The organism is Onishia niordana, assembly GCF_004798965.1.
GTDB lineage: Bacteria > Pseudomonadota > Gammaproteobacteria > Pseudomonadales > Halomonadaceae > Onishia > Onishia niordana.
In genome coordinates this window covers 1-12646 of the sequence record NZ_SDSD01000007.1, presented here as the reverse complement: position 1 = coordinate 12646, position 12646 = coordinate 1, and the positions used below count along the sequence as shown (strand labels likewise).

Below are 12646 nucleotides of genomic sequence, written 5' to 3'. Positions count from 1 at the left end.
ATATCTCCCTATGAATGACAGTGGGTGCTACGACGTTCCCCGGTCAGTATGGACCATTCCCGCGCCGATACCCTCGAGCATCGCAATCCCTTATGTCACTTTCAATTCATACGACCCACATTCTGTTGTCTTCGATTCAACTCTTGACCATGCGCAAATAACCTGTATTATACGTCTCACGTTGATGCGGGGTGGAGCAGTCTGGTAGCTCGTCGGGCTCATAACCCGAAGGTCATCGGTTCAAATCCGGTCCCCGCTACCAAATATAGAGAAAGCCGATACTCATTCGAGTGTCGGCTTTTTTGTGTCTAGTACCTCAACAGACCCCAGTCGATACCCAGCGGCCATCGGTTCACTCTGATTTCAACGTCGGCGGTCCCCGCTACCCAATACAGAGAAAGCCGATACTCACTCGAGTGTCGGCTTTTTTGTGTCTAGTACCCCAACAGACCCCAGACGATACCCAGCGGCCATCGGTTCACTCTGGCTTCAACGTCGGCGGTCCCCGCTACCCAATATAGAGAAAGCCGATACTCACTCGAGTGTCGGCTTTTTTGTGTCTGCTACCACGACAGGCCCCGGACGATACCCAGCGGTCATCGGTTCGCCTTTGTTTCAACGTCGGCGGTCCCCGCTACCCAATACAGAGAAAGCCGATACTCACTCGAGTGTCGGTTTTTTTGTGTCTGCTACCACGACAGGCCCCGGACGATACCCAACGGTCACCGGTTCACTCAGGCTTCAACGTCGGCGGTCCTAGCCGGGGTTGCGGTTGCCTTGTACCGGCTCCGCGGGGCCCAGGCGTCCGATACCGGGAAGCTTGAGCGCGAGCGGAGAAAGATCAATACCGAGCGTGAGTCCCAGAACATTGATTTCCAGTCCTTCCTCCCGAGCCAACAGCACCCCTACCAGCCCCCCTAGCGCCAATTGATAGCCGCTACCGCTGGGCGCATCGGCCAGCATCCCCTCGAGCAGATAATCCTTGCCTAGCGCATTGGCCGGTAATGCCACGTCGAGTCCGGGCACTTGGCGAATGATCCAGGCGATAAAGGTATTGCTATTGGGGCCCGGCCAGGCGCGATAGCGATCGGGGTGTGGGTAGCGCGCAACGGCGGCTTCAATACGAGGAATCAGCTCTGCGGCGACGGCGCCGCGATAGTCGGCCAGCAGGTGAGGAGGATTGCCGTACCAGGCGCGATCCGGCGGCCCCCACTGACTGACCACGGCGGGCCGACGCCAGCTCAGCACTTGATGACGCCGATAACGCTCGGCGCCGGCGGCCTTGGTGGCGATCCACGTATGTTCGGCAAAGGCGCCTCGCCAGTCATAGGCCCTCGCCGCGTAGACCTGAACAACCGCTTCAGGCGTTACGCTGGGCGGCGGTGCCAGGCCAGTGGGCCGTCGATCAGCATCCGACCAATGGGTATCGAGATCGACTCCATCGCCGGCCAGCATCCAGACCGGACCAGCCAGCAGCAGAGCCACCGCAGCCGACGCGCCCAGCAACCCTTTCATTATCGAGCCCATCCTCGCCCTCCAGACGCTCACCTGCTATCCCGCTAATGTGCCATGCCGCACGCCTTCAGCCGCGGACACCTTGAATCCAGCCACCACCACCCGCATCTAACGGGTAAATTCCCCAACACACAAGGTAGCCCGCATGCCGATCGTCGACCCGCGTAGTGGCGAGCCACTGACCCCAGACACAGGCGCCGGTAACGCGGCCGATGCCGATTCCGCCGCCTACATCGTCGACCTCGACATGAGCAACTTCCAGCAGGTGGTGCTGGAAGGCTCTGTGAATACGCCGGTGGTGCTTGACTGCTGGGTGCCCGGGAACGAGGCCTGCCAGAACCTGATGCCGGTGCTCGAGAAGCTGGCACGTGAGTACAACGGTGCCTTCGTGCTGGCCAAACTCGACGTTAACGAGCATCGACAGATCGCCGCACAGCTGGGCATCCAATCAGTGCCCGACGTCAAGCTGATCATGCAGGGCCAGCTCTACGATGAGTTCCAGGGCGAACTGCCGGAAAGCCAGATCCGCGAATGGCTCGGCAAGCACATCACGGCCACGGCCGCCTCGGAAGCCTCACCCGAGGAACAGGCTCAAGCGGCGCTTGCAGCCGGTGACCCGTCGACCGCACGATCGATCTACCAACAACTGGTGCAGGACAATCCAGGCCATTACGACTACCAGGTCGACCTGGCAAGTGCCGTGCTGGCCGAGGGCCACCCCGAAGATGCCAGGACAATCCTCGACAACCTGCCCCCTGAGCACCGCGACGCACCTCGTGCCCGCGGCGTACGGGCACGGCTCGAGTTTGCCCAAAAGGCCCCGGCCGCCGAGACACTCGCAGCACTGGGTGATCGCGATGACAGCGAGGCACAGTTCCTGCGCTCCCTGCGCCGGGTCGCTGATGGCGACTACGAAGCCGGGCTCGAGGGCCTGCTGACGGTGGTGAAGCGCGACCGCGCCTACGGCGACGATGCCGCCAAGCACACCTTGCTGCGGGTCTTCGACGCCCTCGGCGCCGACCACCCGCTAACGGTCACCTACCGTCGCAAGCTATTCACTCTACTCTACTGAGCCAGCACCTGGTCGAGACGCTGCAGCGCCTCGGCCAGTTGAGAGCGGGTGGTCCCGAAATTGAGTCGCACAAAGCCCGGCCAGCCAAAATCGGCACCGTCGGACAGCGCCACCCGCGCCTCATCCAGCAGTACCCGCTGGGGTGATTCACCAAGTCCTGCATGACGCAGGTCGAGCCAGGCGAGATAGGTGGATTGTGGTGCACTCATCGCCACTCCCGGCCAGCCGGCCACGGCTTCGGCCAAGCGAATCCGATGCCCGCGCAATGTCTCGAGCAGTGCCTGGCGCCAGGGTTCGCCGTGACGGTAGGCGGCTTCGGCCGCGACCAGGCCCATCACGTTGACATCCGGCAGCAGCCCGCGCCCTGCAGCAATAAACTGCCGGCGCAGATTGGCATCCGGGATTACCGCACAGGCCGCGGTCAGCCCCGCCAGGTTGAAGGTCTTGGAAGGCGCCCATAGCGTGATGATACGGCTGGCCAACATCGGAAAGCTTGCCGCCAACGGCCGGTGGCTGGCGCCTTCATCCAGCAAAAGATCGCAGTGCAGCTCATCGGATACCACCAGCAGATCATGGCGTTCGACCAGCTCGGCGAGGCCCTCGAGCTCCGTGTGGCGCCAGACCCGCCCAGTAGGGTTATGCGGCTGGCACCACAGGAGCAGGCGCGTCTCGGGAGTAATAGCGGCCTCCAATGCTGCCAGGTCGAGCTGCCATGGCTCACCTGAGGCCTCGGGTTCGGCAAGTGCGGCAAACTGCGCTACCCGTCCGGTGCGCTCGGCCACCTTGAGAAACGGCGGGTAGATCGGCGTCACCGTCAGAATACCGTCGCCCGGTGCGGTGAAGGCAAGGCTCGCCAGGTGCAATGCAGGTACCACACCCGGCAACCAGTGCTGCCACTCGGGCTTGATGGGCCAGGCGTAATGCTCACGACTCCAGTCGCACAGCGCCTCGCGCAGACTGTCCGGCACGACGCCGTAGCCGAAGACGCCGTGGGCCACTCGCGCCTCGAGCGCATCGATCACTGCCGGCGGCGAGCGAAAATCCATGTCGGCGACCCACAGCGGCGCCACGTCTGCGTCATAGCGCTGCCACTTCTGTGACGGCCAGTCGGGATGTCGCCGGGCCACCGGCGTGGCAAAATCGAACTGCATGCGGCCTCCTGTCTCGTTCATCATCCTTGGGAATTCATTGAACATGCCCGAAACCCTCTTCTATGCCAAGGCCATGCGTGGCACATCACGCCTAGTGGAACACTGGCTGCTGATCGGTCAGTCCAGCACGGAGCGCCTGGCCATGATCCTCGCCGACACCGCCCGCGTCGCCAAGCTCGGTGAACCGAAAGACACGCCGAGTGGCGCCACTCTCGAGGCCTGGAGCGGTGACGTCCAGCCACCCTTATGGGCCGCCCGCGCAGCGAGCTTTCTGCTCATGCAGATGCCAACCAAACCGGCACCCCGAGATGAAACAGAAGCCTGTGCCTGGGCCTACTGCTGGTTACGCAACCGTGACTTCGAGCGCTTTGAAGACGCACAGGCCGCACTGCCCGAGCACCTGCGCGAGGCGCTGGCCCAGGCACTGCCCGACGCCTGGGCAGACCGGACCAGCCAGCGGCTGATCTAGCCTGCGTTGAGCGAACCGGTGATCAACCGCACAGTGTCCCGTCTACACCGCGGGACAACACTGCCCCCAATCCTTGCCTGCTGCCCCTGGAGCCTTTGATGTTTGTCACCACCCTTGAGCCCGCCTTTCACGACACCGATGCCCTTGGTCACATCAACAATACCCGCTTGCCTGCCTGGTTCGAGCAGGGACGCACCGAGCTGTTCCGGTTCTTCACACCGGACCTTGACCCGCGTAAATGGCGATTGATTCTGGCCCGCTTTGATGTGGAGTTCATGGCCGAGCTGCATTACGGCACAAGTGTAGAGATCTGCACTTACCTGACTCGGATCGGCAATAGCTCCTTCACGGTGACGCAGGAAGCTCGCCAACACGGCGAGCTTTGTGCCCGCGGCAATACCGTGATGGTGCACTATGATCACGACAAGAAACGCGCCCAGCCTCTCGAAGGTGAGCTGCGTACAGCCCTAGAAGCGCATCTGTATACACCCAAGGAGGCTCAGGCATGACGCCTGCGGTGCGCGCCCTGGAAGCAGCAGGAACCGACTTCCACCTCATCGAGTACGCCCATGACCCACGGGCCGAAGCCTTCGGCGAAGAAGCCGCCAAGGCTCTCGCCTTGCCAGCGGAGACGGTCTTCAAGACGCTCCTGGCCCGTCTCGACGACGGCCGCTTGGTGGTGGCGATGGTGCCGGTGAGCGCGCGCCTCGACCTCAAGGCACTGGCCCGGGCTGCCGGCGCGCGCAAGGCGACGCTTGCCGAACCGGCACTGGCCGAACGCACCACCGGCTATGTAGTCGGCGGTATCAGCCCGCTCGGCCAAAAAAAGCGCCTACCGACCTTTATCGACGAGAGCGCCAGTGCGCTTGCGACACTGCATGTCAGCGGTGGCCGTCGCGGCCTCGAGATCAGCCTCGCCCCAGAGGACTTGGTCGCGCTGACCGGCGCTCGACTCGTGGGGCTTTCACGCAGGTGAGCCGACTCCGCCGCGTCCTGCGCTATCCTGAGGGCACCTAACCCAGTCTTGCCCAGGGCTGTGAGCCGAATAGCGATGTGCGCGGTCTCACCAGCACCCATTGCCTGATCAGGAGACCTCATGGCCATTCGCTACACGCTCTGGCTCGACCCGGACGACGTGGACCGCCATCGCGCCGTAGAGGCCGATCTCGAGCATTACTTCGTCGAGCGCTTTGCCGACTACCCCCATATCCGCTTGTTCGGGCATGACCCTTACGATTATGATGCGCCGTTCAATCGGCTCTACGACGCACTCCTGGCGCGGGCCAACGACTACTGCGAACGCCACTGGCATTATGTGCCGACGCCGGTGCAGCTCAATACCGCCTTCTTTCGTGCCGTGGGCCGCTCGAACAAATTTCTGCGAGACCCCCAAGATGGTGATCCAAACCGATCAGACCCCTGATGAACGCCAATTGGCCATCATCACCGAACAGCTCGGTCGCGCGCCGCGCGGCACCATGGCGATAGCCGCCACCGACGGAGAAGACACCCCCCTGGTGCTGCGCATGGCGCCCATCGTCGAGGGCAAACCTTTCCCGACGCTTTACTGGCTCAGCAGCGAGCGTCTCAAGGTGGAGCTCTCACGTCTCGAGGCTTCCGGTGTGATCAAGGAGCTCGAGGCTCGCCTTCAGCAGGAACCCGAGCTCATGGCCGCCTATCACCACAGCCATCAGGACTACGTGGACCGCCGCTGGCGCTTCATGGACGAAGCCCAGCGTGCCGAGGTCGAGCGTCTGGGCTATGCCAAGGTGCTCAAAGAGCGCGGTATCGGCGGCATCAGCAACTGGGATCAGGTGCGCTGCCTGCACACCCAGTATGCTCACCATCTTTGCGGTAACAACGTCATCGGCCAATGGCTGGACGCCGAGTACGGCGTGATCGACTGTCTGCCCTGAGCCAGACATGCGGCCGTAAACGACTCACTGACAGTGGAAGGGGCGCCTATCGGGCGCCCCTTCTGCATCATGCTGAATCAATCCACACACCGAGGCTGCGCGGCCTCTAGGGGACGCGCTAGGATGATCGCCTCATCAAGGAGCATCGCATGCCGAACATCTGTGTTTACCTGGGCTCCCGAGAAGGGAGCGATTCCTGCTTTCGCGAGGCCACCACGGCATTGGGCCGCGAGCTTGGGAGGCGCGGCCATCGCCTGGTCTACGGCGGGGCACGTGTAGGGCTGATGGGAGCGCTTGCCGACGCCGTGCTCGAGGCCGGTGGCGAGGTGATCGGCGTGATGCCGCACCACCTGGTGGATCGCGAGCAGGCTCACCAAGGCCTGACGCAGCTGATCCGCGTCGGCGACATGCATGAGCGCAAGGCCGCGATGGCGGAAAGAGCCGATGCCTTCGTCGCCCTGCCCGGCGGCATCGGCACCCTCGAGGAGCTGTTCGAGTCCTGGACGTGGCAATACCTGGGCCTGCATGACAAGCCGATTGCACTACTTGATACCCGTGGTTTCTTTGCTTCCTTGCTGACCTTTCTCGACAGCCTGGTCAGTCAGGGGTTCCTCGATGCGCATACTCGCGATGCCCTGAGCACGGCCCCGACCCCACCGGCGTTGCTGGATCAGTTGGAACGCCAGTTGGACGACAAGACGCCACAATCAGTCGGCGGAAACGTCTGAACAGTAGCCTACGACAGCCCAGTGCACGGCAGATGTTATAGGGAAAAGCGAGTGCCGGTCGTTCGCAACCGGGAAAGACAAGCTGGGCCAAACCATCAGGGCATCGACAAGACAGGATGTGGGCGGCAAGACAGTATGGGGACGGTAAGAAAGGCTAGTGGCCGCTCTCGGCACGAGACAGCGCCAAGGTGTGTTCGTAGGTCAGCTGCAAGAGGCGTGCATCTTCGCCCGCGCGATGACGCTGGATACCCCACTCGCTGATCAGGGCTTCCTTTGCCGTGCTCCACAGTTCCAGCTGGCGCTCATCGAGCAATCGGCGCAGGGCTTCGAGCCGAAAGCGCGGCAGCATGCCGGCATGGTGGAAAAGCAGTGACAACCAGGTGTTGTCGTAGCCCCAGCTATCGCTATAGGCAATGCCGAGCTCAGCCAGTTCATCGTTGAGCCAGCGTGCCACTTCAATGACCGGGTGTCCTTCGCGCTGAAGGCGCGCACGGGAAATGCCATGCAGGAGTTCAGCCTTGGGATCCCAATGCACCCATTCTTCCAGAGGCTGGATCAGGAAGGCGCAGGATGAGCCATCGGGCCGTGCCAGTCCGATCTCGATCGGATAGCTGCCGCGCCCAAACCCGGACGCTTCGATATCCAACAGGGTAGGCAGCGTCACGGCATGAACATCCTTTTTGGATCTGACAAAGACGGCGGCTCATCGAAGCCGCCACTGGCCCTAGCCTATCGGTTCAGGGCGCAAGGGTCGACTCAGTGGCAGACAGTCGCCGCGGGCGCGGCTTCCTCGGCGATGGATTCATCCGCCAGAGCTTGCCAATGGGCGGCACGCAACGGATCCACGGCGAGGCCCAGCATGCCGCTGCGATAAGCATCGGCCAGACGCTCGGCCGCAAGGGGATGACCGGCTTCGCCAGCGCGGGCGTACCAGGTGACAGCCTTGTCATCACGCCGCGGATACTGGGCACAGCCGTATTCGAAGATGTAGCCGGCTTGATACTGGGCGCGAACGTCCCCCTGACGCGCGGCTTCCATCACGTAACGGGCCCCTTTGGCCTTGTCCTGCGGTCTGATCGCTCGGTGAAACAGCATATGTCCATAGACCGACAGCGCGGTAGTGTGTCCCGCTTCTGCGCAGCGCTGATAGAGGTGCATCGTCAATCGCTGGGTACGCGGCGAGCGCGGCAACCAACGATTATGGAAGAGCTGTTCCGCCAGTCGATATTCGAGGCGGGTAACCAAAGAAGATGCCTGATGCATGGCAAACAACCTAGCGTCCTGTGTAACAAGGAAATGCGCTCGCCGGATACCGACAACCGTCATCGTGTCACCGTACTATAAACTATTGGCCATCGGGCAGTACCCGGGCAACGGGGGGGCAAGCATACGCCCCCCATGCAGGGGACTCAACCCCCGTATTTGCCGCCGACAAAGGCCACCGCTACCATGCTGATTCATCCGACTTTTCTCTGATTGGAGCGAGACATGCAAACGCGACCGCTTGGCGATACCGGCATCGATGTCAGCCGGCTTTGCCTTGGCACCATGACCTTCGGCGAGCAGAACAGCGAAGCCGAAGCGCACGAGCAGCTCGATCGCGCCACGTCCTTCGGCATCAACTTCATCGATACCGCCGAGATGTACCCGGTGCCGCCCAAGGCCGAGACTCAGGGCCTGACGGAAGCTTATGTGGGCAGCTGGCTAAAGGCGCGTGGTGTCCGCGATGACGTGGTACTGGCCACCAAAGTGACTGGCCCCGGCCTTGACCATATTCGCGGCGGCCCGCGGCTGACCCGCGAGCATATCCATCAGGCGATCGATGCAAGCCTCTCGCGGCTGAACACCGATTATGTGGACCTTTATCAGCTGCACTGGCCCGAGCGGAACGCCAACTTCTTTGGCAAGCTCGGCTATGCGGCCAAGGAAGATGAGGACGCCACCTCCCTGGAGGAGAGCCTCTCGGCACTCAAGGAGCTGGTCGATGCCGGCAAAGTGCGTGCCGTCGGCCTTTCAAACGAGACGCCCTGGGGCGTGATGCATGCCCTTTCGCTGTCCGACCGACTCGGCCTGCCAAGGGTCGCCAGCGTGCAGAACCCCTACAGCCTGCTCAACCGCAGCTATGAAGTCGGCCTTGCCGAGATCAGCCATCGTGAACGGGCCGGCCTGCTGGCCTATTCACCGCTGGCCTTCGGGGTGCTCTCCGGCAAGTATTTGGATGGCGCCAAGCCGCCCAAGAGCCGCCTGACGCTCTTCGAGCGCTTCAAGCGCTACACCTCGCCGCTCGCCGAAGAGGCGACCCGCGCCTATGTGGCGATCGCTCGCGAACACGGCCTCGACCCGGCCCAGATGGCGCTGGCCTACGTGAACTCACGGCCCTTCCTGACCAGCAATATCATCGGTGCCACCACCATGGAGCAACTCGAGAGCAACCTGGCGAGCGAGTCGCTCAAGCTCAGTGACGAGGTACTGGAGGCCATCGAGGCCGTGCACGCCCGGTTGCCCAATCCCAGCCCCTGAGCCTCTGAACGCTTGAGTGATCAGCGCACCTCTATTCCCCGGCGACAATGCCGGGGACTGCCCCTAGTGTGAGGCCATCGGTGCACCACGGTGTCCCGTTCTGCTCCCTCTCATGACTATCGCTGCCATAGTGCAGCGACCATCTCCGCGCCCCGGGTCAGCTTGGTATACTGCCAAGTCAACGACGGGCCCCGCTGCCCATGCCGACTGTTCACAGGAGTGCCCCATGCTGAGCGTGATTTCCCCCGCCAAGACACTGGATTTCGAGACCCCGCCGAGCACCGATACCTATAGCCAGCCCGACTATCTCGAGCAAAGCCGCGAACTGGTCGGCGTGCTACGAGATTACTCGCCGCAGCAGCTCAGCGAGCTGATGGGCATCAGTGACAAACTGGCCGGCCTTAACGCCGCCCGCTTCACCGAGTGGGAGGCGCCTTTCACGCCGGAAAACGCCAAGCAAGCGGCGCAGGCCTTCCAGGGCGATGTCTATGTGGGGCTCGATGCCGCCAGCTTCAGCGAAGACGACAACGCCTTCGCCCAAGATCACCTGCGCATTCTGTCCGGCCTCTATGGCATGCTGCGCCCGCTCGACCTGATCCTGCCCTATCGTCTGGAGATGGGCACCAAGCTTGCCAATCCCGCGGGCAAGGACCTTTATGCCTATTGGCGAGACACCCTGACGCAGGACCTGGATCGCGCCATCAAGGCAAGCGGCAGCCCCGTGCTGGTCAACCTGGCCTCCAACGAATACTTCAAGGCCATCGATACCAAGAAGCTGTCGTCGCGGGTCATCACCCCGGTGTTCAAGGACGAGAAGAACGGTCAATACAAGATCATCAGCTTCTATGCCAAGAAGGCCCGTGGCCTGATGAGCGCCTGGATGATCCGCGAGCGTCTTGACGACCCCGAAGGCCTCAAGAACTTCGACGTGGCGGGCTATCGCTACAATGCGGCCATGTCTGAGGGCAATACGCTGGTGTTCACCCGCGAAGAAGGCGCGTCCTGAGGCTCATAGCTCTTTATCTGGGCCGCGGGCCTGTGTCGCTTTAGAAGCGCAGGGCGCGCGCCGCGCGGGGTTTGAGGAAGTTACGGTGAGCCACCTTGAAGCGCTCGTCATCGCAACGCTCAAGCCATTCATAAGCGGCCATGTCAGCGCTGATCACGACCCCGCCGGCGGCCATGACTCGCTCTCTTGCCAGCCGCGCTTCTTCCGGGCGTCGGCTGGCACAGGCTTCCGCGAGCCAATACACGTCGTAGCCCGACGCCAGTAGACCCAACGCCGTCTGCAGCACGCAGATGTGCGCCTCGCTGCCACAGATCACCACCTGCCTTCGACCAAGCTCAGCAAGCGCCTCGGCGAAGGCCGGCTCCCGGTCAGCCCCGAAGTGCACCTTCTCCCAGCGCACCGCTTCCGGCACCGCCGCAAGTAGCCGGGCGTCGGTCTCTCCAAGCCCTGTCGGGTATTGCTCGGTCATCCACACCGGGACTTCCAGAAGTCCTGACAGCCCCGCGAGCCAGGCCGCCTCCTCGACGGCCTGCTCGCCTCCGTCAATCACGGGTAACAGGCCGGTCTGTAGGTCCACGATCAACAATAGGCTGGTCGCGCGGTCGAGTCGCATCTCGGTATTCCTTACCTGTGACGTTATCGATTCAGCATAGGCGCCGAAGCGGGTATTCTGTCAGGGAATCGAATCATCCCTTAGGAGTCTTCTCTCCCCATGCGCAATATCTTCGTACTCATACTGGCTACCTTCATGAGCCTGGGCCTGGCCGTCGATCATGCCGAGGCCAAGCGGCTGGGCGGCGGCAAGAGTTTCGGGTCCTACTCCCGCTCAGCAGATTCGACTGCTGCCACTCCCAATCGAAGTGCCTCTGCAGGCACCGGCGCGCGTCAGCCCTCACGGGGCCTGTCACGGTTCGCCGGCCCCTTCGCCGGCATGCTCGCCGGTGGCCTTTTGGCCTCGCTGTTCTTCGGCGGCGCCTTCGATGAGCTACGCCTGATGGACCTCCTGCTGGTGGCTGGAGCGGCCTTCTTACTGTTTCGCCTCTTTGCCAAGCGTCGCCAGCCGGCCACCGCTGGCGCCGATACGATGGCTCGCCGCGAACAAACTGCCTCTCAGCCCTTCACCGCACCGGGGCCCCTCGGCGGAGGCCTTGGAGAAGCAGGCAGCACACCGAGCTGGTTCGACAAGGAGCGCTTCCTGGGAGGAGCCAAAGAGCATTTCATGACCCTGCAGCGAGCCTGGGACAACAACGACTTCGCTGGCATCCAAGAATTCGTCACGCCTGAGTTTTACAACACGCTACGTGAAGAGCGCGCCAATCAGCCGGCCAATAACCGTACCGAGATCGTCAGGCTGTTTGCAGAGCTTGGTGATGTCCGTGAGATAGGCCACCAGGCCGAGGCCACGGTCATCTTCCATGGCATCATGGATGAGAACGGCGAGCGCAACGAATTCAACGAGACGTGGCACCTGATCCGCGAGATGCGCGACGACGCGCCGTGGTACCTGCAAGGCATCGAGCAAAACCCCGGTACCTGACGTCCCCGTTATCATCCACATAAAAAGGCCGGGCGATTGCCCGGCCTTTTTTGGTTAATGCTTCGCTCGGTCGATGCTCGATCCGACACTCGGCATCAGCTCAATTAACTCAGTACTCAGACTGCGCCTCATCGGCCGCTTCTTCGACGTTCTCACCGGCATCCTCGATCGCTTCGCCCGTGTCCTCCATGGCGTTATCGACCTTCTCACCAGCTTGTTCCGCCGGCCCTTCTTCCTCACAACCAGTGATGGCAACGGCCATCATGGCTACCAGCAGCATGATGCCAAACTTGCCCTTCAGCTTTTCCGTAAGCTTCACGTTCATGATGCTGTCCTCCTAAATCATTGATGTCATGCCTGACGAGTGTCAGTCCATCCACCATAGCTGTCTTGGCGCTGCAACTCTACCCATAGCGCCTTCAGTCCAAGCTTTTGCGCCGAGCAGGCGCATATGGCCCACTTGTAAGGCTACGTGTAATAAGTCGTCATATAAGTGCATAAGAGCTCTGGTTACGTCAGCGATCGGAGGTGAGCAGGAAAGGGGCAGAGAAGCCCCGGGATGAGGGCCGTCGCTTTTCGCTTCGTTGCTGGTGCTGGTGCTGGAGAGGAAAAGTCGCTGGTGGCCGTCGTAGCAGGCGCCATTAGAGGGGGGCTGTGGCCGATCATTTTGTACCGGCATAAAAAAACCCCGGCCTGTGAGGGCCGGGGTTCTTTCAGTGTAAGTGCCTGACG

The 12646-nt window shown here is 62.1% G+C and carries 16 protein-coding genes and 1 tRNA gene; 11 read left to right on the top strand and 6 right to left on the bottom strand.

Features of this window, described 5'->3' with window-relative positions:
• The first annotated feature begins 185 nt into the window (after positions 1 to 185).
• Positions 186 to 262 (top strand) — tRNA-Met (locus tag ETC27_RS13210).
• Between the two features lie 494 nt (positions 263 to 756).
• Here the strand turns inward: ETC27_RS13210 and ETC27_RS13205 are convergent.
• Positions 757 to 1515 (bottom strand): DUF3750 domain-containing protein, encoded by a 759-nt coding sequence (locus tag ETC27_RS13205; protein WP_240724913.1) that lies wholly within the window; start codon positions 1513 to 1515, stop codon positions 757 to 759.
• A gap of 145 nt (positions 1516 to 1660) precedes the next feature.
• Between ETC27_RS13205 and ETC27_RS13200 the strand changes: the two genes are divergently transcribed.
• Positions 1661 to 2587: a tetratricopeptide repeat protein gene (locus tag ETC27_RS13200; RefSeq protein ID WP_136255482.1), complete on the top strand. Its 927-nt coding sequence runs from the start codon at positions 1661 to 1663 to the stop codon at positions 2585 to 2587.
• On the opposite strand, the gene ETC27_RS13195 is transcribed toward ETC27_RS13200, so the two are convergent.
• The gene (locus ETC27_RS13195) at positions 2581 to 3738 is read right to left on the bottom strand and encodes a MalY/PatB family protein (RefSeq protein ID WP_136255481.1); all 1158 of its coding nucleotides are present in this window, start codon (positions 3736 to 3738) and stop codon (positions 2581 to 2583) included. The genes ETC27_RS13200 and ETC27_RS13195 overlap by 7 nt on opposite strands.
• A gap of 43 nt (positions 3739 to 3781) precedes the next feature.
• Here ETC27_RS13195 and ETC27_RS13190 point away from each other — a divergent pair, with 43 nt between their 5' ends.
• The 6 genes from ETC27_RS13190 (at position 3782) to ETC27_RS13165 (ending at position 6851) form a co-directional block, all read left to right on the top strand.
• Positions 3782 to 4207, top strand: coding sequence for a hypothetical protein (locus ETC27_RS13190; RefSeq protein ID WP_136255480.1), 426 nt, complete (start codon positions 3782 to 3784; stop codon positions 4205 to 4207).
• A 98-nt stretch (positions 4208 to 4305) separates the two neighbouring features.
• Complete coding sequence (locus ETC27_RS13185; RefSeq protein WP_136255479.1) at positions 4306 to 4716, top strand: acyl-CoA thioesterase; 411 nt, start codon at positions 4306 to 4308, stop codon at positions 4714 to 4716.
• A complete protein-coding gene (ybaK, locus tag ETC27_RS13180) occupies positions 4713 to 5183 on the top strand; it encodes a Cys-tRNA(Pro) deacylase (RefSeq protein WP_136255478.1) in 471 nt (156 codons plus the stop codon). Before ETC27_RS13185 ends, ybaK begins: the two co-directional genes overlap by 4 nt.
• A 120-nt stretch (positions 5184 to 5303) precedes the next feature.
• Positions 5304 to 5630, top strand: a complete 327-nt coding sequence (locus ETC27_RS13175; RefSeq protein WP_136255477.1) for a hypothetical protein — start codon at positions 5304 to 5306, stop codon at positions 5628 to 5630.
• The gene (locus ETC27_RS13170; RefSeq protein ID WP_136255476.1) at positions 5602 to 6123 is read left to right on the top strand and encodes a DUF501 domain-containing protein; all 522 of its coding nucleotides are present in this window, start codon (positions 5602 to 5604) and stop codon (positions 6121 to 6123) included. The genes ETC27_RS13175 and ETC27_RS13170 overlap by 29 nt, the downstream gene beginning before the upstream one ends.
• A gap of 149 nt (positions 6124 to 6272) precedes the next feature.
• Complete coding sequence (locus tag ETC27_RS13165) at positions 6273 to 6851, top strand: LOG family protein (RefSeq protein ID WP_136255475.1); 579 nt, start codon at positions 6273 to 6275, stop codon at positions 6849 to 6851.
• A 154-nt stretch (positions 6852 to 7005) separates the two neighbouring features.
• On the opposite strand, the gene ETC27_RS13160 is transcribed toward ETC27_RS13165, so the two are convergent.
• Positions 7006 to 7515 carry a 3'-5' exonuclease family protein gene (locus tag ETC27_RS13160; protein WP_136255474.1) on the bottom strand — a complete coding sequence of 170 codons (510 nt, stop codon included), beginning with the start codon at positions 7513 to 7515 and terminating at the stop codon, positions 7006 to 7008.
• Positions 7516 to 7607: 92 nt separating this feature from the next.
• A complete protein-coding gene (locus ETC27_RS13155; protein ID WP_136255473.1) occupies positions 7608 to 8114 on the bottom strand; it encodes a tetratricopeptide repeat protein in 507 nt (168 codons plus the stop codon).
• 225 nt (positions 8115 to 8339) lie between these two features.
• On the opposite strand from ETC27_RS13155, the gene ETC27_RS13150 reads away from it, so the two are divergent.
• Both ETC27_RS13150 and yaaA read left to right on the top strand, forming a co-directional pair.
• Positions 8340 to 9371: an NADP(H)-dependent aldo-keto reductase gene (locus tag ETC27_RS13150; protein WP_136255472.1), complete on the top strand. Its 1032-nt coding sequence runs from the start codon at positions 8340 to 8342 to the stop codon at positions 9369 to 9371.
• A gap of 226 nt (positions 9372 to 9597) precedes the next feature.
• Positions 9598 to 10377 (top strand): peroxide stress protein YaaA, encoded by a 780-nt coding sequence (yaaA, locus tag ETC27_RS13145; protein WP_136255471.1) that lies wholly within the window; start codon positions 9598 to 9600, stop codon positions 10375 to 10377.
• A 40-nt stretch (positions 10378 to 10417) separates the two neighbouring features.
• On the opposite strand, the gene ETC27_RS13140 is transcribed toward yaaA, so the two are convergent.
• Positions 10418 to 10990 carry an isochorismatase family protein gene (locus ETC27_RS13140; RefSeq protein ID WP_136255470.1) on the bottom strand — a complete coding sequence of 191 codons (573 nt, stop codon included), beginning with the start codon at positions 10988 to 10990 and terminating at the stop codon, positions 10418 to 10420.
• A gap of 99 nt (positions 10991 to 11089) precedes the next feature.
• Between ETC27_RS13140 and ETC27_RS13135 the strand changes: the two genes are divergently transcribed.
• Positions 11090 to 11914: a Tim44 domain-containing protein gene (locus ETC27_RS13135; RefSeq protein WP_136255469.1), complete on the top strand. Its 825-nt coding sequence runs from the start codon at positions 11090 to 11092 to the stop codon at positions 11912 to 11914.
• 109 nt (positions 11915 to 12023) lie between these two features.
• On the opposite strand, the gene ETC27_RS13130 is transcribed toward ETC27_RS13135, so the two are convergent.
• Positions 12024 to 12239, bottom strand: a complete 216-nt coding sequence (locus ETC27_RS13130) for a hypothetical protein (protein WP_136255468.1) — start codon at positions 12237 to 12239, stop codon at positions 12024 to 12026.
• Between the last annotated feature and the right edge of the window lie 407 nt (positions 12240 to 12646).

Bases quoted from the DNA above. Each gene is read 5' to 3' on its own strand.
- ETC27_RS13135 (WP_136255469.1), top strand. From the start codon at position 11,090: ATGCGCAATATCTTCGTACTCATACTGGCTACCTTCATGAGCCTGGGC.
- yaaA (WP_136255471.1), top strand. From the start codon at position 9,598: ATGCTGAGCGTGATTTCCCCCGCCAAGACACTGGATTTCGAGACCCCG.
- ETC27_RS13175 (WP_136255477.1), top strand. From the start codon at position 5,304: ATGGCCATTCGCTACACGCTCTGGCTCGACCCGGACGACGTGGACCGC.
- ETC27_RS13165 (WP_136255475.1), top strand. From the start codon at position 6,273: ATGCCGAACATCTGTGTTTACCTGGGCTCCCGAGAAGGGAGCGATTCC.
- ETC27_RS13195 (WP_136255481.1), bottom strand. From the start codon at position 3,738: ATGCAGTTCGATTTTGCCACGCCGGTGGCCCGGCGACATCCCGACTGG.
- ETC27_RS13200 (WP_136255482.1), top strand. From the start codon at position 1,661: ATGCCGATCGTCGACCCGCGTAGTGGCGAGCCACTGACCCCAGACACA.
- ETC27_RS13155 (WP_136255473.1), bottom strand. From the start codon at position 8,114: ATGCATCAGGCATCTTCTTTGGTTACCCGCCTCGAATATCGACTGGCG.
- ybaK (WP_136255478.1), top strand. From the start codon at position 4,713: ATGACGCCTGCGGTGCGCGCCCTGGAAGCAGCAGGAACCGACTTCCAC.
- ETC27_RS13190 (WP_136255480.1), top strand. From the start codon at position 3,782: ATGCCCGAAACCCTCTTCTATGCCAAGGCCATGCGTGGCACATCACGC.
- ETC27_RS13140 (WP_136255470.1), bottom strand. From the start codon at position 10,990: ATGCGACTCGACCGCGCGACCAGCCTATTGTTGATCGTGGACCTACAG.
- ETC27_RS13205 (WP_240724913.1), bottom strand. From the start codon at position 1,515: ATGAAAGGGTTGCTGGGCGCGTCGGCTGCGGTGGCTCTGCTGCTGGCT.
- ETC27_RS13185 (WP_136255479.1), top strand. From the start codon at position 4,306: ATGTTTGTCACCACCCTTGAGCCCGCCTTTCACGACACCGATGCCCTT.
- ETC27_RS13170 (WP_136255476.1), top strand. From the start codon at position 5,602: ATGGTGATCCAAACCGATCAGACCCCTGATGAACGCCAATTGGCCATC.
- ETC27_RS13150 (WP_136255472.1), top strand. From the start codon at position 8,340: ATGCAAACGCGACCGCTTGGCGATACCGGCATCGATGTCAGCCGGCTT.
- ETC27_RS13130 (WP_136255468.1), bottom strand. From the start codon at position 12,239: ATGAACGTGAAGCTTACGGAAAAGCTGAAGGGCAAGTTTGGCATCATG.